The sequence below is a fragment of the Thalassobium sp. R2A62 genome, assembly GCF_000161835.1.
In the GTDB taxonomy this organism is placed as follows: Bacteria; Pseudomonadota; Alphaproteobacteria; order Rhodobacterales; family Rhodobacteraceae; genus Thalassobium.
Map to the genome: position 1 here is coordinate 3,382,249 of NZ_GG697169.2, position 19,441 is coordinate 3,401,689.

A 19,441-nucleotide genomic window follows, 5' to 3' on the forward strand; every position below is an offset into this window, starting at 1 on the left:
CCCAGCTTAGCCGCATGGTCTTGAAACCACGGTAAAAGTTGGGGTTGGTCCAGCGTGCCGGTGAGGGTGATGGTGCTGTGCATCAGGTAGGGTCGAGGGCAGCGAGCCATGCCAGAACAAGCGCTGAGATCCGCTCTGATTCCTGTGTTGGCCTGCCGCCCAGCTCGTTTTCGCGGGGCAGAAGGGTGTCGTGGCCAGTTGCCGTGATGAAATTGATCATCGCCTGCCGTCCTTGTCCGGTTTTGACGTTTTTGTGCCGGCCTTTGAAAATGCTGCGCGCGTCGTCATCGAGCAGACCCCAGACGACTTGCACCATGATTTCTGTCTGCAGGTATGGATGCGCCAATTCAGCGGCGCCGAAAGCCTCTGACGCGGTGTGGATCGGTGTATTGGGCGTACCGCTATCGAAAAGGGATTTTGCAATGGTGTTGGCCTGATCCACCGCGTGTTTCCACAAGGGTGCTGTGATGTCTTCCGGCAATTTGGACAGCGCGTGCAGTTTGGAATTGATCAGACGGTTTTCTGAGAGCGCTGCGATCAGGTGGTCTTGCGAGATGGCGACCTGGCCGGTGCGCAGCATTTGCTGGAATTCTTCAGCGAGTACTGTGCGGGGGGTGATCCGTTCATGCACCGGCAAAGGGTCGGCGTCGGTGAGGTTGCGCACGATGTGTGCGGCCTCGGCCAAGTCCGGGTCTTCACGCATAAAGAAGTCGTCGGGCAGCGCCCGTTCGAGCATGAGGGAAAAGTAGCCAGCGTGGGTCTGCGCGCGCGGGACGTGCCGGTTGCGGCGGCGGACCTCTTCGGCGAAGGCGAAACCCCCGGTCTTGGAAAAATCGAGGTAGTTGCCCCGTTGTTGGTGCAGAAGGATCGAAGAGATCGCCATGTCGTGCCGGTGGTCTTCGAATTCTTGCAGCGGGTCGCCGCGTTCGTCGGGCATGTCGGTCAGAATGTGTGGGTCTTGCGCGTATTTGAGCCAGGATTCGAGAAATTTAAAGCTTTGTTCACTTGGCATGGCGAAGATGGGGCCACCCGAGATTTGCGCGGCGAGGTGCATGTCTTCGGTGTCTGCTTCGAGGCCGATAAAGCAGTCACGTTTGGTGTAGTGGCCCTGGATCAGCCAGTCGGTGATGAAACCGAAAAGATAGCGGTTGGGCGAGAGCGCGGCCATATTGACGGCGGCTTGCGGGAAGCGCGGGAAGGGCGTGAAGGAGCCAGGGGCGTAGCGGCCGACGTCGTTGTAGACGACGATGTCGTTGGGGCCGACTTCGCGCAGTTTTTGCAGCGTGATATAGGGTTTCCACAGCCAGTAGCCCGCGCCACGTTCTTGTTCGAGGATGCCCGCGTTTTCCGCCCAGAAGGGGGTTTCGCGCAGGTCTTCTTCAGTGAAATGGGTCGCAGTGTCGAATCCACAGCGCAGGGCGGCCGCGCAGTAATTCTCGCCGTTGACCTGGAAAGGTTCGGCGTTGTTGGAATAGACGATGAAATGCGTTTTGTCGTAACGCTTTGTCATTGCTTGTTCTTTCCTGATTTTTTGCGCACGGCCTTCTTGGCGTCACGGTCTAGCTTTTTGGCAAGTTTGCCATGCAATTTGGCGAACTGCTCTTTTTTTGGATAGCGGTCGCGCACGTAGGCGAGGATTTTGAGCGCCTCTTGCGGGTCCCCCGCGTCGGTGAGCAGGTCGGTCAGGGTTTTGACGACGGGGGGGCGTTCATCGGCCCATTGCAGGGTCCATTGCATGCGTTTGGTGGCGGCATCGGTGTCGCCGAGATCGCGTTCGAGGGTGGCCAGTGCCACTTGCCGTTTCCAGTCCATTGGGGCGAGGTGCAGGCCTTTTGCCACCATCTTTGCCGCCGCTTGCGGTTGCTTGGCGGCTTCTAACGCTTCGCCTGCGAGGAAGAAGAGGCCGGGGATTTGTAGGCCTGTGTCGAGGACGGTTGTGTGGGTCGTGGCGGCCCCTTTGCGGTCTTTGGCGTGAACCTGAATGAGACCTTTGAAGGCTTGGAAAAGGGCGGTGCGCGGCTCCAAAGCAATGGCTTGGTCGATGGCCTTGATCGCTTGGCCCCATTTCCTTTTGGTGAAGTAGAAATCGGCGCAGCGTTTGTGGAAAAGGGCGTTGTCAGGATGCCCTTTGGCGGCGGGCAATATCAGTTTTTCCGCGAGCGCCATGTCACCTTCGCGCAGGGCCATCAGGCCGATGAAGCTATCGAAATGGGGTTTGTTCTTGCCGGACCAGTCATGGCGATGCAGGATCTTTAAGAGCTTGCGGAAGTGCCCTTTGTAGCGGTGCTGCGTCTCGACGTCGGACTTAGCGAAATAGGGCCATTCCCAGATCTTGATGCGGTTGTTGGGGACGGCTTTGGTGATGTTGAGAGACCCGTTTTCCATCAGCGGGTGGAAATATTGCTTTACGAAATCAAGTAGAAAGCGGTTTGCGAAGACCCGCTCGACGATTGGGTCACTGAACCAGAAATTGTGCCGACCGAGGTCGCCTTGGGATTCCATGATGCCGACAAGCGCGTTGATCTCGCCTTCGGTCGGCTCTAGCCAGAAGGCGGTGGAAACTTGGGCGATCGCCTCTGCTTTGCGGTTTAGCATCAGGAGGGACAGGCAGTGGAAGAAGGTCAGATGTGCGAAACTGCGCGAGTGCGCGACGAAGCCCCGGTCGATGTGGTCGCGTAGGTCGCAAAGCGCTTGGTATTGCCCGTCGTGATAGAGTTCGCGGGCCGCAAGTGAGTGGATGAACGCGATGTTCAGGCCACCTTTGATGTGGTCTGAGGCGATGGCCGCGAATTCGCCGCGTCGGTCTTGGGCCACGAGATGCGTGTGTGCGTAGACGAGGTATTGACCGATCTCGCCTTCGTTGGCGAAAAGTTCCGGTTCGTCCCGTAGGCGGTGGGTGAGCAGATCAAGCGCGTCAGAGCGGACTTGCGGGTCGAGCTGGCTTTCCACGTCGTGAAACGCCGCCCCGCCGATGGTTTTCGCCGTGGAGCTGAAGGCGCTGGACGGCGGCGCGATAAGTTGGTCGGCCATCGCCATGGTCAGAAGTTCGAGCGCGTCGCCTTGGGGTGCGTTCAGCCCGCTGCTGTCTGCGATGTCGTTGAACGTCAGCAGGTCGGGGAACATGGATTTGTAGCGGGTCAGCACCTCTTGGTTATCGCTGTAAAGGATCACGCGCGAGGTGCTGCAGATGTTGGCGCGCATGTGCGCCTCAAAAAATTCGTCGGGGACGAATTTGTTGGGCCACGCCTTGTTCATCGCCCGGCGGTCTGCTGTCAGGTCGCCCCGGCGGATGTGGTAGGCCGTGGTGCGGATGTCGCTGGTGAACAGCTGTTTGGCCTGGGCAAGGCGTTCCGCAAGGAGTGGGTTCAGCGGGAGCGCTTGGGCGATTTTGACGAAATGCGCTTGGGTTTCGTCTGCGTTCTCAAAGAGAAGCGTCAGAACGTCGAAGGCCGGGTCGACGATGATGTTGCGGTTGTTTTGCAGGTTTTTTGCGAAAATTTCCGGGGTTGGTGAGCTGATGACAGAGGCGATGGGAGCTGCTGCCTCGCGCAGTTTGGTGAATTTGGGTTTGTCGACGAAGTATTGATCGACGAAATCCTGCGCGAAGATATCGCAAGGATCGTCGAGGTTGTCTGCGTCCCGCCAATGCACGAGGCAGGGGAGGTTCTGGGATTGTGCAAGGCGGAAGGTGTTCAGGAGCGAGATCAGGCGCCCCCCAAGGCGGTCGGCCCGGAAGGCGACAAGGTGGCCTTGGCCCTTTTTGGTGGGGCCGCTGGGAAGGGTGTTTGGCACGTCTAGGTGCCCGTTTGCAGGCTTTTGTGCGCTTGGATCGCTGTCATGACATCCATGCCCCACTTGGCGTTGGCGTGCACATCGTCGTCTGGCTCGGGGTAGTATTCGGGCAGCAAAAGCAGATCGTCATCTCCAAGGGTGGACCGTAAATCAAGCATGTCGACGGCGATTTCAGCGAGTTCTGCTGCGATAGCTTCGTCGTAGGCGAGCCAGAGATCGCGGGTTTCAGGCGTAAAGCGGGTTGGGCCGTAGAAAAAGATGACCTCTGGGCAGTGCAAAGCGATTTCGGCGTATTGTTGGCGAAAATCTTGAAAGAATTCTTTTGCTGCGCGCTTCGCCAGCTTGATAGACATGGCTTGTCCGGTCTGGCCATTGCTTTTCTGGGAGGTGACGATGCGTTGCACGAAGGTGCGCGCAGTGGTTCCGATGTTTGCGAAGACAGGCACAGGATTTGCGAAAAGACTTTGGAACGCGCCGGTCAGAGTGTGTGCCTTCTTAAGCCGTTGGGCGATCTTGTTGGCCGCGTGTACCTCTGGGTCGATGCGACCAGCGGCAGGCTGGAATGTTGGCTTGCCCGCGTCATCAGGGGCAAAGCGAGATTCGGCGAACATCGCACTGGCGGCGGTGATCGGGTGCTTGAAGGTGATGCCCGCATCGGCGGCTGCTGCCTGAATGATCATGCCGTGGGAGTCGCCGACAAAGGCTGCGTTAATCTGGGTTGGCATTGAATTTCTCCAGTTCGATTTCTTCGCAGACGAGGTCATCGGCCTCTAATGCGGCAGCGACCGCTTTGTCGGCGTCTGTTTCTTGGGGTGGGGCGTTTGTTGGGGTGACCCCCAAGCCTTCGAAGAAGTGTTGCATGACGTAGGCCACCGCTTTGGGTGTGACCCCGCGCCGGTCCGGTTCGAACATGTCCCGTCCGAGGCCGGGGTGGGTGACGATTTCGTAGGACGGGAAGTAATCGACGTCGCCGTGCTGGTCGGTGAAGGCCCCGGCTGCCGCCCGCAGGATGGATTTGGAGGCGACCGTGGCTGTCAGGACGTGTGCCGCTGGCGCTGCTGTGGCTGCGAGAGGAACGGGCGAGACCGTGAGGAGCATGCGGATGTCTGGGTTGATTTGTTTGAGGAGGGTTTGGACCTGATGCAGGCTGTCCAGGATGGTCGGGTAGTCGAGGTTGCGGAAGGCCTGTTTTTGCGCGTCAAAGGTGCCCGCGATGGTGCCGGGACAGCTGGAGTAGACGAGGCCGGTTTGTTGGTTGAACCAGCATTCGGTCAGGCCGAGGGTGAAGACGAAAACCGAGGCGTCTTTGATGCCGTTGCGGATCGCCTCGAAGGTAGCGTCGCGGGCGGCGAACAGGTCTTCTGCCGTTTCGAAGCCATCCGGTTCGATTTGGGGGCGGAGGGGGTCAAAGAAGGCGCCGTCTTGTTCCCAGACTTCCCGGTCTTGGATGTCTGGATTTATCGCCCATGACAGCCAATATTTCAGGACTTCGGGTGTGTAGACGTTGCCGACACGGAAGGAAAAGACGCCGTAGTGGAATTCTTTCTTGAGGTCGTCGCTGATGCCGAAAGGTGCTGGTTCGGCGTCGTGCCATGCGAAGCCTGCGGATGTCAGTGCTTTGCCGATGTGTTGCGCGAAGCATGACCCGGTGGTGAGGGTTTTGTCGGTGGGCGCAATGGCGAACTTTGGTGTCCAGAGGTCTGCGACCGTGCCTTGTGACTTGGCCGCCCGCACCACGGAGGTGCGCCAGTAGCTGCTGCGGGGCAGCTTTGTGTAAGGGTTTGCGTCTATCATCGTGGCCTCAAACGACTTTGGTGCCGCATCTAATTGTGTTGCGACAGAGTGTATGCCGAGAGGTTAAGATTGCGTACCATGTTGCTGAAATCTTGGCGGTGGTGTGGTTTATTCGACATAAAGTGTTGCACAAGGCGGATTACGGCCCCTTAGAAACCATACTTCCGAACGAGAGTTCTGAAAAGAAAATTCAACCCTTATGATACCTCACCGTTCCCCTCAGCCTTACGTCCCGGATAGCGCACAGTGAAGTACCCAGTGAAGCTGTCGTGGTATAGTCCTCGTACACCTGTCGAGCGGTTCGTCATGGTCTTGAGCTGTTCGCAAAAGTCCTCTTGTTTCCTGATTAGCATTTTCTTTTTTGACTTTCATTTTCATAAAAAGCCTCGGTTCATCATAGGAACCTTGATGTCAGCAGGTTGGGATGTTTTTGACGGTTTAAGGTCAGAGTGTGACCCTCCAGAGTTTACCAGAGGGTCTCCGTCAGTCTTGGGCAGCACGCCGTAGCTTTGCTCTAACGACTTCTCGCGCAAGTGCGTAAGTTGATTTTTCTTCGTTCGCGCCTTTCGGTTGAGCTATTTTGCGTAGTGCGAGAACTGCTGAAATCGGTGGTGTGGCTATGGCAAGGCAAATGAGGAATTCAACAGGTGTGATAGTGCCAACGTCGACCAGTATGACGCAAAAAAGGATCGCCCCTGCTCCCACCGCAAGAATGTTGGCTAGGTAAGCAAAATTTCTGTAGGCACTTTGGCTGGGAGACAGCTCTAGAGCTTCTTCCCGTACGGAATTCTTAAGGGCTTCTTCCTGAACCGCCCCGGTTTTACCGGAGACTGTTTAGTTCTTCTCAAGCGACTTTATCGAGTGTGTTCATGTTTGCATAGAAGGCCTCCTCTGCCTCAGTTGGTGTGATGTATCCGATGGGTTCGAGCAGTCGGCGATTGTTGAACCAGTCGACCCAATTGAGCGTTTCCCACTCGACCGCGTCAGCGGATTTCCATGGCCCCAATCTGTGGATGACTTCGGCTTTGAACAGGCCAATCATCGTCTCGGCCAGCGCGTTATCATAGCTGTCACCGACTGTTCCAACAGACGGCTCCAAGCCCGCATCAGCGAGGCGTTCGGTATATTTGATCGACAGATACTGGCTGCCCCGATCGCTGTGATGGATCAGGCTCTCTGAAGGCCGTCTTTCGTAAAGGGCCTGTTCAAGCGCGTCCAAGACAAACTGTGTCTGCTGCGATCTGGAGGCCTTCCAACCGACGATCTTGTTGGCGAAGGTATCGATGACGAATGCCACATAGACAAACCCTTGCCAGGTCGAGACGTAGGTAAAATCTGACACCCAGAGTTGGTTGGGCATTATTGCGCGGAACTGCCTGTTCACTCGGTCCATCGGGCACGGCAAAGCCTTGTCTGCCCAAGTCGTTTTGACCTTCTTGCCGCGACGGACACCTTCGATACCGATGTCACGCATGAGCCGCTCAACCGTACAGCGCGCCAAATCATAGCCTTCGCGGCGCATGGCATGCCACAGTTTACGGGCACCATAGACAGACTGGTTATCGTCCCAAATCCGCTTCATCTCAGCGCGCAATTCAGCATCACGTTTGGCGCGATCCGACGCTTTGTCTGGATCATCCTCGACGGCCAGATGCGCGTAGAACGTCGAAGGGGCAATCTGCAAAACGCGACAAATCGGCTCGACCCCGCAGACATCACGATGTTCTTTGATAAAGCTGATCACTTCCGAAACGGGCGGTCGAGCTCCGCCTGAGCGAAATACGCTGATGCTTTCTTCAGTATCTCATTGGCTTGCCGAAGCTGGCGGTTCTCGCGCTCCAGGGCTTTGATCCGGTCACGTTCAGCCGTCGTCACACCATCACGTCGACCGCTGTCCGCCTCAGCTCGTCGAACCCACGCCCGAAGCGTATCAGGCCCACAACCAATCTTAGGCGCGATCGATTTGATCACTGCAGACTGACTGTCAAATTCGCCCTGATGCTCAAACACCATCCGTACAGCACGTTCGCGTACCTCTGGCGAACATCTGTTTCCACATTTGTTCTTTTCCATAACCCAGTATCCTTACTTCTGGGTCTCCGGCAAACAAGGGGCGGTTCAGTCGGTCGCCGTCGTGTCGGACGGTTGATGCGTCAGAACGGCATATCTGTTGTGAGAACGCGCAAACACAAGGTCACAACCGACAGCGATCAAAAGTTCAACATTGCCACGAACCTGTTGGATCGCGACTTCAACGCCGACAAGCCCAATCAAAAATGGGCTGGCGATATCAGCTATGTCTGGACACGCGAGGGGTGGCTTTATTTCGCGGTGATCCTGGACCTGCATTCCCGTCGTGTCATTGGATGGGCTGTAAGCAACCGGATGAAACGTGACCTGGCGATCCGGGCGTTGAAAATGGCAATCGCGTTCCGACAACCACCCAAGGACTGCATTCATCACACGGATCGCGGGTCGCAATATTGTTCGCACGACTGCCAGAAGATCCTGCGCCAGCACGGGTTCAAGGTGTCGATGAGCGGCAAGGGTAACTGCTATGACAACGCGGCAGTCGAAACCTTCTTCAAAACGATCAAGTCAGAACTGATCTGGCGGCATTCATCGGAAACACGGAGGAAGGCAGAGATGGCGATCTTTGAATACATTAACGGATTCTACAATCCGCGCCGCCGACACTCAACATTAGGCTGGAAAAGCCCGGTCGCTTTTGAACGGAAGGTGGCTTAAACGAGCACTTGGAGCGGCACAAAAGCGTGACAGGTCCAGCAAGGCAGGACGTGTTCGATTACATCGAGATGTTTTACAACCCGACTCGCAAGCACACCAACAACGGCATGCTGTCGCCAGTTGACTATGAAACAGAACAAAGGAAAATGAACGAGGCAGGCGTATAGGAAACTAGGGGCACCTCAGAAAGCCTTAAGAAATTGGATCAACAAGCTACTGAGAAAATGAAGTATTTCTGGTGTGCATTCGTCATGTTTTTTACGTGCTGGTTATGCATTCAAATTCTAATGGGGGAGATGCCTGTCACCCCCTATGACACGTCCACCATTTGGAGAGATGGTTTTCAGTCTGCAGAAAACTTGGCGATTAAGGCCATCAAAAACTTTGGTGAAATTCGAACGGCGCTTGGGACTTTCGTGATTGGTGCGTTGGCGGCTGCTGCGGTTCTGATCTGGCCAAACTAATTGGGTTCTGGCGGATAGGGTTGGACCTCGGCTTTGAGGTCGGCATGACCTGCTTGGACACATCACAAAGGGCAGGGGCGATCGACTGGAATGAAACCATCCCCGGCGCTGGCGGTCTCTGCGATACTGGTAGTCAGGCCGTGAGTGGGTTTGCAGACCAACCCACGACCCAAGGTGTCAGAGCTATTTATAGATTTCTGGCAAGAGCGTTGTCGAAATCGCAGGGATGTATGCGATTAACAGTACGACAATAAACATACACAACACGAACGGCACAGCGCGGGCTGCAATCTTGAGAATGGATTCTCCGGTGATGCCAGCCACGACAAATAGGTTTAACCCTAGCGGCGGCGTGATGAAGCCGACGCCCAGAGCTGTAATCATCATGATACAGAACTGAATTTCGTTCATGCCGATATTGTCGGCCAGTGGTTTGAGGATCGGCGCTAGGATCACGATGTTTGGTGTCGTCTCCATCACGCAACCTGCGGCGATCAGAATGCCGATCATCAGCAAAATCAGCAACCAAGGCTCGTCTGTAAGGCCGGTGACAGATGTCACAAACCCTTGTGGCACACCCATGATTGCCAACGCTTCGGCCAACGGGGCAGAGAAGGCGATGATCGGTAGAATGACACCGTTCACCTTGGCAGAGCTCAAGAGCATCGCAGGGAAGTCTGCCAATGATAGCGTGCGCAGCAAAAAGCCCATCGCGATGGTCACGACAACGGCTGTCGCACCGGCCTCGGTCGGGGTGAGGCGACCCGAGAAGATGCCGTAGAAAATGATGCCCGGCACGATGAATGCGTACCAGCCGGATTTCAGCGATTTACCAAGGTTGCTCGCCCATTCACCAAAGGTCATCGGCTCGCCGTCCTCGTAGGCATAGATCCGGTTGACGAATAGGTTTGTGATCAGGATTGCCAGCAAGATCGCAATGCCAGGGATCAGCGCCGCAAGAAACAGTGTCGATGCGGATATTCCCAGCACGAGGCCAATGATGATGTACGCTATGGATGGTGGGATCAGGATGCCGGTACAGGCACCCGCCGCGACCAACGCGCAGGCATAGGGACGCGGATAGCCGCTTTCGACCAGCCGCGCGATTGTCATGCGACCCACAGCAGCGGCACCAGCCGCGTCCGAGCCAGAGATCGCGGCGAACATGCCGCAAACCAGGACGGTCGCAGAGCCAAAGCCGCCTTTGGTAAAGCAGGTCAACGCTTCGGCCACGTCGAGAAATTTGCGACTAAGACCTGTGCGCACCAAGACATCACCCGTCAGGATGAACAGCGGTACGGCGGTCAAGGCGAACGCATCGATGCCTGAGAACAGGCTTTCACCGACAAGGCTAAGAGGGAGGTCGCCGGACATGTAGAGCATCAGGATTGCGGAAAATCCGATCGAGGCCCAAACTGGCACAGCCAGCGCAATCAGGCCCACAAAGACGAGCACGGGCAGATAGAAATCCCAGCCCAGCTCTACCGTTTGTTGAAGCGTATTAAAGAGCATTCTGCGTCTACCTTAATCAAACAGAGTGTCGCCTTCGTAGACAGGTTCACCTGTCCGAAGGGTACGAAAATCGCGGAGCAGCGATTGGGCCAACCGCCAAATAATCAAAGCAAAGCCCAGTGGTACGGCCATCAGGAACCACACCTTTGAGACGCGCAAACCGTCCGTCACAGAGCCAAATTTGGCTGAGACGTGAACTGCCTCATAGGACCAATAAAGGGCGATGACGGCGACAAAGAACATCACCAGATCACCGAAGATATAGAGACAGGCTTTGGTGCGTGGCCCGAGGTAATGCATCAACACATCAATTCGGATGTGCGCACGTTCTTTGACAGCGGCAGCGGCACCAATCCACGCGAGATAGATGAATGAATAGCGAACGATTTCCTCGCCCCAAATGGACGAATAAGAAAAGACCTCGCGGCGCAAAACTTCGACGGCCATCGTGGCGACGAGCATCACGTAGAACGTTAGCAGCAGCCACCGTTCGGCGTTTCGGTCAATTGATCGTAGAATTTCCATATCAGACCCCAAGGTCTAGCCGACACAAGGCGCGCAGCATTGAAGAAATACGGGCGCCCCGCAATGAGGCGCCCGTTGGTTTGGCTTAAGCGTCGTGGACGTAGTATTTGCCCTGCGTGCTCGCCGCTTCTTCCATTTGAGCAAAGTTGTCCATCGAACCTGCAAGCTCGAGTTTGAACTCATCCCATTCTGGACGTTGGTAGCCACCGGCGGCCTTCCATTCGCCCAGCTGATCCTCGGACAGGCTGTGGAATTCTACGCCTGCTTTGGCCAATTCGGACATCGCGTAGGCACGTGCCGATGGAACTTTGGCGAGGTTCTGGTGTGACGTCATTTCGGATGCCCACATGATGCCGTCTTGGATATCCGCTGGCATCGAGTTGAACCACTCGAGGTTACACGAGAAAACCTGCGAGTCAGGAACCGCTTGCGTGAATGTCACGTGTGACAGGATATCTTTGAAGCCGAACACGAACAGCGCGCCGACAGACGGGTCAAGCGCGTCAGCCACACCCTGTTTGATCGCGGACGGTGTCTCACCCCATGCAACTGGTGTCGGGTTTGCGCCGACCAAGCGATAGTACTGCTGAAGCATCTTGGAGCCGGGAACGCGGAACTTAACCCCTTCCAGATCGGATGGTGTGATAACGGCGCCAGCGCCACCTTTGCGGACAGCAACAACACGCGGGTCGATGTTGATATAGAACAAGGCCTTAAAGCCGTTCTCTTCAACCTTTGGCTCAACGTTGCCCTTCCAGAAACCGGAATTCACAAGGTTAGTGAAACGCTGGTTGGAACCACACAGGTACGGCATGTTGATCAGATCAACCGTGGACGCAAAAGGCGCAAAGTTTGAAAGTGAGTGCTGAGCTGCTTGGATCGTACCGCCCTGAACCTTTTGGACCAATGCACCACCCGCGCCAAGCTGACCACCAGGTGCCAATTTCACGTAGACCTTGCCGTTCGTTGCGTTTTGGATGTTCTCTTTGAAGTCCAGCTGCATGATCGGATAGCTGCGCGACGCACCAAGCACGTAGGCTGTGGCGATTGTCATGATGTGGTCGGCTGCGGCCTCGCGGTCGCGTTCTTCATTGGCTGTCTGGGCCACGGCTTCTGATGACCATAGCATTCCGCCAGCACCAGCAACCATGGCTGCTGTGAATGCGCCAGAGCCTGTCAGTTTCAGGAAATTGCGGCGTGCCGCTGATTTCAGTTCATTGTTCATTTGGGTTCCTCCCCGTTTTGGACTCAGCCGCCGTTTTTGTTTTTCGGTCGGCTTCTTTTTTGATGATCGCGATGACGAACAAGATCGTCGCCGCGAAAAGAACCAACATCTCTCCGACGTCTCCAAAGAAGACAGTTCCAGTGAACGCGCCACTCGCGACGTTCGCAAAATAGACGATGAAGACGATCAAGGATGCCAAAAGGAACATTGTTGCTCTTTGCGTTGTTGGTTCGCTCCCAATGAGAGCGCTTTCAGTGAGTCGATGCAAGCGCTTTCAGTCATTGGTGGATAACCTTGAGTTTTTCAGTGTTTTTTACGAAATTACATAATAGGGTCGACAGAAACCTGCGTAAGGCACCCTTGATGACGTCAATTCAACCCGTACCAACCCTGAATGATGTTGCTAAAGCAGCAGGCGTTTCGCCTGCAACGGTGTCGCGCGCACTCAACTCGCCCGCGCTTGTTTCGCAGACAACTTTGACCCGAGTGAAGGCCGCAGTTGACGAGCTGGGCTATACGCCAAATTTCGGCGCGAGGTTTATGGCGGCAAAGCGTACGATGACCATCGGTGCGATTATCCCCACCATGGAGAACGCGATTTTTGCGCGTGGTATTCAGGCGTTTCAGGAACAACTTCATAGCCTTGGGTATACCTTGCTGGTCTCAAGCAGTTCCTATGACCCTGATATCGAAGAAGAGCAGATCCGCACGTTGGCCAGTCGTGGTGCCGATGGGATTTTGCTTATTGGATACCGGCGCGACGAGCGTACCTATGACTTCCTGCGGCGACGCAATATCCCGTTTCTTTTGGCATGGGCCTTTGCCGCCAATAACTCTTTGCCAGCGGTCGGCTTTGACAACCGCGCATCGATGTATCGGCTGTGCAACGAAGTTCTGGGATTAGGTCACCGAAAGTTTGGAATCATCTCAGGCATTGTCGATGGAAATGATCGCGCAGCCAATCGCCTGAAGGGAATTGTCGAAAGGCTAAAGATCGAAGGGATCGATTTGGACAACGTGCCAATCATCGAAACTTCTTACGAGATTGAAAATGGCGCCCGCGCGTTCGAACAGCTGATGGAAGGTGACGACAAGCCGACAGTTGTGATGTGTGGGAACGATGTATTGGCTGTTGGCGCGATCCAGTGCGCAACAGAGATGGGGCTGTCTGTGCCCGAAGATGTTTCCGTAACTGGTTTTGACGGCATCGAGATTGCCAATATTGTCACTCCGAAACTGGCCACAGTTCATGTGCCACATGCCGAGATGGGGCGTCGCGCGGCAGACGAGCTCGTTTCTATGGTGGAACAGAGCACCAAAGGTACATCGTTTGAGCTTCATAGCCATGTCCGGCTTGAAGCGTCGCTTGGTCATCCGAGAAACAACTAAGAAAAGCCATTTTCTTTCAGGATGTTGTTCGGGATTCATCTCGGACGTCAGCCATGAGGCGGACCCGCATTGACCTCTTGATCCAAGTCTATGGCAGCAGCACCGCGCGACACTCTCAATCCGCGCTTAGGTCCGCCAATAGATTTGCGAACGATGCGCCGTGCATATCACGATCAAAACGAGTTCCTTGGACTTCCGGTCTGGGCAGGCTGAATTTGAGGACATTGAGGTCCACAATTTCATAACGCTTCAACATGGCCTCAGATGTGCCCAGCATTTCGGCAACCCGAGTGTTGTCGGCAATCTGACAGGTCTTTGCGAAAGCTTCGGGGCCATCGCAAAAAATATCGATAGTAAGCCAAAACGGCCCCGCATTCTTTGATCGGATTTTTATCGTATGATCTGAAAGTTTGGTCATGCGGTCATAACCTCAACGTCGAGCTCGAACGCGTCCATTGGGCTTTCCAATTCAAGGACATGGTTCAGGCAGAATTCATAAATTTCACCACGGCCCATTTCGGTAGGTGAGAACGGGAATGCGAAGGTCGGCATTTCTTCCTGCTCGGTCAGTGGGTGATGCAAAAGGTATGGGTTGAGGATCTTCGCCACTTCGCGCGACGTCGCCTCGGACTGTGCTGTGACGATCCCCATAACGCCGACTTCACTGCCGATGCGCGCGTTGTTTTCGAGAGACCCAAGCGTCGCGTCTGCACCGATCAACCGAAGTTCCAATGTAAATTCTTCGTTCACGCGCTCGTTCGCCTTGCGCATAGATTGGTCCTTAATATCGGCCACCCATTCGTGAATGTTCTCCACGTATCGCGGCTCGCGAACCAAGGCCAAAGAGACCGTTTGGAAACCGCCGCTGCGCGCACCTTCCAGTTTGACGGTGTATATGTCGCTGGGCACCCATTCGCTGCCTGTGACTCGAACGGAACGGTCATCAAGAGCTGTGTATCGCGCCTTGATCACATCAAGGTGGCCGCCGGGTTCATAGAGTTGATAGGGGTTGGAATTCTCGTAGAGCATGTGCGCGGATACGGTGTAGGGCGTGGCCTTTGCCGTGTCGCCCATTGGCTCAACCGTAAAACCCGTGTCGTCAAAGGTGATCATGATTGTGCCAGAGTTCGGACTGGTCGTCGCCAGTGCCCCGCATTCGCCGATCTTGGCGCCATGCCACGCGCCACCGGCATGGCATCCACGCGCAAGAGGCAGTGCTGCGATCATGGCTGTGTCTGTTGTGCGTCCGGCGATTACAATATCCGCGCCAGTGTCGAGCGCGGCTTGGATTTGTTCGGCACCGGCCAACGCGACGATGTTCGTACAGCTCTCTAATACTTCGGCAGTGACGTCAATCGCAGGTTCAAGCGGTTTGATTTTGTTGCCGGCGAGCGCTTGGACCATTTTGGCGTTCGCTTGGCCGGACTTTAGAATAGCAACTTTGGCAGATTGGCCCGTTTCTGCGATTATTTCTTGAGTAATCTCGACCAGCCAATCCGTTGCATCGTCTGCACCGCTTGTGCCGGCCGTTCCGATGACCAAGGGCACGCCAGCCTTGGCGCGTGCGTCCATCAATTCGCGCCATTCGGATTTGATCGAACTACGGGAGTATTTTGAGGTGCCTGTACCAAGATAGTGGGGACCACTGTCCGTGGAACCGCCGTCAATCGCGATCAGGTCAGGTTTTTCCTTAACGCCACGGGCCAATGCGTCGCGGTCGTAGCCAAGGCCAAGCGCACCTGACGGAATTAGGATCTTGGTTGTAACTGAATGTGCCACGGTGTCCTCGTTTTCCTTGTTCGGGCTGATACGGCAATGACCTGACATGGTGCTGACGTCCGGCTTATTCCTGCAGGATAGAGCTTTCCCATTCTGCAATGAAGTTTCTGCTTTTGAATTGGTCGAGATAGACCAGAAGACCTGGACCCAATGCGATCCGGTGTAGGGATTCCTCGCTCGCTGTGTCCAACACTTCTGACCGCAAGAGCGGCGAGTTTCCATCAGGGAAAGTCTGCGCCAAGACGAAATCCAAGAACTCGGCCGCCAATTCGGGGTTTTCGGATGTCGTTGGGATCAGCATCGTTCTGAGCATCACGATCGAGAAATCAGACGGCAGGATAATTGTGAACGCGTCAGAATCTTCTCTTTGCTCGGCATAGCTGGCCAAGACGTTGTAGACAATCGCGAGGTCTCCGCTGACGACATCATCAATCATGCTCGATGTGCAGCAATAGAGTTGCGGATCAAGCGTGCCCATCACTTCGGTAAGACGCCAATAGGTGTCGGATGCGCGGGCGTCTTGGGTGGCGAACAGATACCCAGAACCAGATGACCGGATGTCGTAGGTGCCCACGCGGCCCTCAAAGATCTCCGGATTTTGACGGAGCGTATTGATCAGTTCCTGACGGTTTTCTGGGACGGGTAAGTCCGCAAAAGCAGCGTTTGAAATCACAAAGGCGGCGGGTTCTTGCGTAAAGGCAAAAACCATTTCGTTCCAGACGGCCCAATTTGGCAAACCCTGCGTTAGGTCCGACGCATGTGGCAGCGCCATCCCGTCATTGGCCAGCTTGGTTTGAAGATCCATCGCGCTGGAAATCGCTAGGTCAAAGGGCTGCTGTTCATTCAAGACCGCGCGCATCACTTCGGATGAGCTGGCGACGGTATAATCAACACGGACCACGTCGTTGTCCGCCAAATAGGACTGGATCATCGGCTCAAAGAAACTGATGTCGGCTGTTGATATGATCCGCAGGACTTGATCCGACCCATCGGGTCCAAAAACCGCACGATCTTCGATTTCAAAGGCATTCGCCAGTGTTGAGAAACATATCAGTCCGAGGGAAAGGACAAGGTTACGCATGCGCCGCCTCCTGAATTATTGCTTAGTGTTATTGTGCCGCCATGGGCGCGGACCACTTCGTCAGCGATAGTCAATCCCAGCCCCGAGCCAACCACGGTATCTGCGTTTTCGCCGCGCTCAAAACGTTCGAGCAATGTGCCACGATCCGTTTCGCTGAAACCCGGACCAGAGTCCGAGACAATGATCTCAAAGCCGCCATCTGCAATTTCCAGGGAAACGTCGACAACCTTGCCGCTGCTTGAGTATTTGATCGCGTTGTCCAGCACGTTGTGAAACGCGCTTTGAAATAAAATCCGGTCACCAGTGATTTCTATTGGATCCAAATGGAGAATGCGAACGGGGATCTCTTTTAGATCTGAAATGGGTTGTGACCTTTCCACGGTCTCGCTGATCAACTCGTGCAATTTTATGACCTCAGAGGACAGGTTGTCGGTCCGGAACGTCACCATTGCATGATCAAGCAACTGACCAGCCGTTCGAGAGCTTTCATCGATCGCACGGATCATTTCACGGACGGCACGGCGGTTTTCCTCTTTTTCGACCCTGCGCAGCGTGATTTCAGCCTGAGTTCGGACAATGGCCAGCGGGGTACGGACACGGTGGGCGGCTTCGGCGATGAAATCCTCGGATCGGGCCAGTGATTTCTTGAGCCGAGCCATCAAGTTATTCAGCGACACAACAAGTGGTGCCATCTCGCTGGGGACCGGGGCTGCAACTGGTCGCAGGTCGGAGGGCCCTCGGCGCGAGACAGATTCTGTTAGGCTTTGGAGGGGGCGAATGGTGCTGCGTGCGATCAGCAATGCCATGACTGCAGACAATGCAAAAAACCCAAGACCCACGCTAAGTGAAATTCTGGAAATACGCGCGAGGGCGAGGTTCACGCCCGTCAACGTTTGGGCGACTGACACCTCTAGAAACGCCTGCTTGTTGTCTATGGAAAAGCTGCGCCTCGTCGCTGCGATCCTGATGTCTTGCCCCAAGTACGCGGCCGATTGAAAGGTCATGTCTGCGTCGGCGAAATCGATCGAGCGGGGCAGGTTGTCGTAGCCTGATAAAAATTCATCATCCAAGCGGATCGAATAAAATGCGCGTTCGTCTGTGACCCTATCCAGCATCGACAGCGCCGAATATGGAAGGTCGACAGAGATCTCGCCACGTGACACCCGTGCGCTGTCCAAAATAGAAATGGCCGAGGCTGCAAGGATGTTGTCTTGGGTCTCTTGTGCGATCTGCTGAAAGACTGACTGCATCACGAAATATAGCAAAATGCCAGTAAGGGCAGAGCTGAACAACAGCATGACCAATAGCCGCTGTCGAATGCTGCGTTTTGTGTTGGGCGCTGTCATGCCAGTTCTAGTTTGTAGCCCAAACCGCGGACCGTCGTGATCGAGACATCGGACGTATCAAGGTGGCGACGCAAACGCCCGACATAGACCTCGATTGCATTCTCCGAGGCTTCTTCGTCGTACGAAAACAAGCGGTCGACAAGCTTGGGTTTTGAGAAAACTTGGTTGGGGGCGTTCACGAAGATTTCGAACAACCGGAGTTCTCTCGTTCTGAGTTTTGTCTCATCGCCGCCGATCTTTAGCGTCCCCGCAAGAGAATCAAATTCCAACTCGCCAAACGAAATGATATTGCGCGCAGCACCACCTTGGCGGCGCAAAACGGCACGACAGCGGGCTTCTAGTTCGGAAAAGTCGATGGGTTTTACCATGTAGTCGTCAGCGCCCAGATCCAACATTCCGACGCGATCTGAGACTTCGGAACGGGCTGTCAGGACGATGATGGGCGTGCGGGATTTTGCCTCTCTTTGCTGTGCCAGAAAGCTGCGACCATCGCCATCTGGAAGCATAATATCCAGTAAAATCAGGTCGTAATCGGTCGTATGGGTGAAGTCAGAAGCAGTTTCCAAATCTCCTGCGTGATCTACAACATGACCATCCAAGGCGAGGCGATCCACCACGGCTCCGGCCAGCGCTTCATTGTCTTCGATGAGGAGGAAACGCATGACGCTTTTGTCTTTCTCCGAGCTTGTCAGCTTTGTGTCAGTTTGGGTGGTCAACCTGATCGAACATGAGCGGCCTGTGCCGCAAATGTCAAATGGGAGGAAAAATCAAATGACATTCAAAATGGGCCGTCGTGCCCTTCTCACTGCTATTGCAGCATTCGGACTTTCTGGCCCCGCGCTGGCGGATGGTCACCAAGTTGTAGACAGCCTTCACTTCTTGATCCCCGGCGGCGCTGGTGGCGGTTGGGATGGCACTGCACGCGGGACAGGCGAAGCCCTGACTGGCGCAGGTCTTGTTGGCTCGGCTTCTTACGAAAACATGTCAGGCGGCGGCGGCGGTAAAGCTATCGGTTATCTGATCGAAAATGCTGACAGCAACCACGGCACACTGATGGTGAATTCCACACCGATCGTGATCCGGTCTTTGACTGGTGTGTTCCCGCAAAGCTTCCGCGACCTGACACTGGTTGCGGGTACAATCGGTGACTACGCGGCGCTTGTTGTTGCGGCCGACAGCGACATCCAAGACGTCAACGGTCTGATCGACGCATTTAACGCAGACGCATCGGCTGTTGCGATTGGTGGCGGTTCGGTTCCAGGCGGCATGGACCACTTGGTCGCTGCTATGGTTTTCCAAGCGGCAGGTGCTGATCCGGTAGCTATGAAGTACGTCCCTTACGACGGCGGCGGCGCGACTATGGCCGGTCTTCTGTCCGGCGAAGTGCAAGCCGTTTCAACTGGTTTCTCCGAGGCTGTTGAACTGGCGAAAGCTGGCGAAGTACGCATCATCGGTGTGACTGCTGACGATCGCGTGGATGCATATGCTGACGCTCCGACTATGCTCGAGCAGGGCAACGACACGACCTTTGTCAACTGGCGCGGGTTCTTTGCAGCACCTGGTCTGCCTGATGACAAATTGGCCATGTACCAAGATGCCATCGCTAAGATGTACGAGACAGATGAGTGGGAAACTGTGCGTGCGCGCAACGGTTGGGTCAACATCCACAACCCTGGTGCAGATTTCCAGACATTCTTGGAGAACCAAGAAACTGTCATCGGTGATCTGATGAAGAAGCGCCGTTCCTCTAAATCGCACCAATGAAAACTCTGGCGCGCCCGATCCT

The 19,441-nt window shown here is 55.2% G+C and carries 18 protein-coding genes, 1 pseudogene and 1 other annotated feature; of the genes and pseudogenes, 5 read left to right on the plus strand and 14 right to left on the minus strand.

Translation table 11 applies throughout. The annotated features are described in order from the left end of the window. Positions 1-82: 82 nt before the first annotated feature. The 5 genes from TR2A62_RS16855 to TR2A62_RS16875 all read right to left on the minus strand — a co-directional run bounded on the left by TR2A62_RS16855 (position 83) and on the right by TR2A62_RS16875 (position 7,659). Positions 83-1,510 (minus strand): hypothetical protein, encoded by a 1,428-nt coding sequence (locus TR2A62_RS16855; RefSeq protein ID WP_009159921.1) that lies wholly within the window; start codon positions 1,508-1,510, stop codon positions 83-85. Then, a complete protein-coding gene (locus TR2A62_RS16860) occupies positions 1,507-3,792 on the minus strand; it encodes a lipopolysaccharide assembly protein LapB (RefSeq protein ID WP_150103531.1) in 2,286 nt (761 codons plus the stop codon). Before TR2A62_RS16860 ends, TR2A62_RS16855 begins: the two co-directional genes overlap by 4 nt. A 2-nt stretch (positions 3,793-3,794) precedes the next feature. Beyond that, the gene (locus tag TR2A62_RS16865; RefSeq protein ID WP_009157829.1) at positions 3,795-4,517 is read right to left on the minus strand and encodes a hypothetical protein; all 723 of its coding nucleotides are present in this window, start codon (positions 4,515-4,517) and stop codon (positions 3,795-3,797) included. After that, positions 4,501-5,586 carry a GSCFA domain-containing protein gene (locus TR2A62_RS16870; RefSeq protein WP_009160009.1) on the minus strand — a complete coding sequence of 362 codons (1,086 nt, stop codon included), beginning with the start codon at positions 5,584-5,586 and terminating at the stop codon, positions 4,501-4,503. The genes TR2A62_RS16865 and TR2A62_RS16870 overlap by 17 nt, the downstream gene beginning before the upstream one ends. Before the next feature lie 844 nt (positions 5,587-6,430). Then, positions 6,431-7,659, minus strand: a protein-coding gene (locus TR2A62_RS16875) for an IS3 family transposase (RefSeq protein ID WP_369699508.1) whose coding sequence is annotated in 2 segments (ribosomal slippage) — positions 6,431-7,362 and positions 7,362-7,659 — 1,230 coding nt in all. Because the reading frame shifts where the segments join, the coding sequence is not laid out codon by codon here. After that, positions 7,256-7,372 (minus strand) — a sequence feature (AL1L pseudoknot). It overlaps the preceding gene by 117 nt. A 39-nt stretch (positions 7,660-7,698) precedes the next feature. On the opposite strand from TR2A62_RS16875, the pseudogene TR2A62_RS16885 reads away from it, so the two are divergent. The 3 genes and pseudogenes from TR2A62_RS16885 to TR2A62_RS18625 form a co-directional block, all read left to right on the plus strand. After that, a pseudogene (locus tag TR2A62_RS16885) lies at positions 7,699-8,334 on the plus strand (IS3 family transposase); the annotation flags it as partial. 50 nt (positions 8,335-8,384) lie between these two features. Next, the gene (locus tag TR2A62_RS18620) at positions 8,385-8,501 is read left to right on the plus strand and encodes an IS3 family transposase (protein WP_040821712.1); all 117 of its coding nucleotides are present in this window, start codon (positions 8,385-8,387) and stop codon (positions 8,499-8,501) included. Between the two features lie 57 nt (positions 8,502-8,558). After that, on the plus strand, positions 8,559-8,798 hold the full coding sequence (locus tag TR2A62_RS18625) for a hypothetical protein (protein WP_223296138.1): 240 nt from the start codon (positions 8,559-8,561) through the stop codon (positions 8,796-8,798). Positions 8,799-8,981: 183 nt separating this feature from the next. Here the strand turns inward: TR2A62_RS18625 and TR2A62_RS16895 are convergent, their stop codons facing one another. From TR2A62_RS16895 to TR2A62_RS16910, 4 genes are all read right to left on the minus strand, one after another. Continuing rightward, positions 8,982-10,310 (minus strand): TRAP transporter large permease, encoded by a 1,329-nt coding sequence (locus tag TR2A62_RS16895; RefSeq protein ID WP_009157939.1) that lies wholly within the window; start codon positions 10,308-10,310, stop codon positions 8,982-8,984. A gap of 12 nt (positions 10,311-10,322) precedes the next feature. Further along, entirely contained in the window at positions 10,323-10,835 is a 513-nt protein-coding gene (locus TR2A62_RS16900; RefSeq protein WP_009157875.1) for a TRAP transporter small permease, read from the minus strand. Positions 10,836-10,920: 85 nt separating this feature from the next. Continuing rightward, on the minus strand, positions 10,921-12,060 hold the full coding sequence (locus TR2A62_RS16905; RefSeq protein WP_009160746.1) for a TRAP transporter substrate-binding protein: 1,140 nt from the start codon (positions 12,058-12,060) through the stop codon (positions 10,921-10,923). Next, entirely contained in the window at positions 12,050-12,268 is a 219-nt protein-coding gene (locus tag TR2A62_RS16910; protein WP_009159970.1) for a hypothetical protein, read from the minus strand. Before TR2A62_RS16910 ends, TR2A62_RS16905 begins: the two co-directional genes overlap by 11 nt. Before the next feature lie 155 nt (positions 12,269-12,423). On the opposite strand from TR2A62_RS16910, the gene TR2A62_RS16915 reads away from it, so the two are divergent. Further along, complete coding sequence (locus tag TR2A62_RS16915; protein ID WP_009159138.1) at positions 12,424-13,449, plus strand: LacI family DNA-binding transcriptional regulator; 1,026 nt, start codon at positions 12,424-12,426, stop codon at positions 13,447-13,449. A gap of 115 nt (positions 13,450-13,564) precedes the next feature. Here the strand turns inward: TR2A62_RS16915 and TR2A62_RS16920 are convergent, their stop codons facing one another. From TR2A62_RS16920 to TR2A62_RS16940, 5 genes are all read right to left on the minus strand, one after another. After that, complete coding sequence (locus tag TR2A62_RS16920; RefSeq protein WP_009157300.1) at positions 13,565-13,867, minus strand: DUF4387 family protein; 303 nt, start codon at positions 13,865-13,867, stop codon at positions 13,565-13,567. After that, positions 13,864-15,228, minus strand: a complete 1,365-nt coding sequence (locus TR2A62_RS16925; protein ID WP_040821714.1) for an acyclic terpene utilization AtuA family protein — start codon at positions 15,226-15,228, stop codon at positions 13,864-13,866. Before TR2A62_RS16925 ends, TR2A62_RS16920 begins: the two co-directional genes overlap by 4 nt. 64 nt (positions 15,229-15,292) lie before the next feature. Further along, positions 15,293-16,309: an ABC transporter substrate-binding protein gene (locus TR2A62_RS16930; RefSeq protein WP_009159435.1), complete on the minus strand. Its 1,017-nt coding sequence runs from the start codon at positions 16,307-16,309 to the stop codon at positions 15,293-15,295. After that, on the minus strand, positions 16,279-17,655 hold the full coding sequence (locus TR2A62_RS16935) for a sensor histidine kinase (RefSeq protein WP_009160460.1): 1,377 nt from the start codon (positions 17,653-17,655) through the stop codon (positions 16,279-16,281). The genes TR2A62_RS16930 and TR2A62_RS16935 overlap by 31 nt, the downstream gene beginning before the upstream one ends. Next, positions 17,652-18,317: a response regulator transcription factor gene (locus TR2A62_RS16940; protein WP_009159465.1), complete on the minus strand. Its 666-nt coding sequence runs from the start codon at positions 18,315-18,317 to the stop codon at positions 17,652-17,654. The genes TR2A62_RS16935 and TR2A62_RS16940 overlap by 4 nt, the downstream gene beginning before the upstream one ends. A 109-nt stretch (positions 18,318-18,426) precedes the next feature. On the opposite strand from TR2A62_RS16940, the gene TR2A62_RS16945 reads away from it, so the two are divergent. After that, on the plus strand, positions 18,427-19,419 hold the full coding sequence (locus TR2A62_RS16945; protein ID WP_040821717.1) for a tripartite tricarboxylate transporter substrate binding protein: 993 nt from the start codon (positions 18,427-18,429) through the stop codon (positions 19,417-19,419). Positions 19,420-19,441 lie beyond the last annotated feature (22 nt).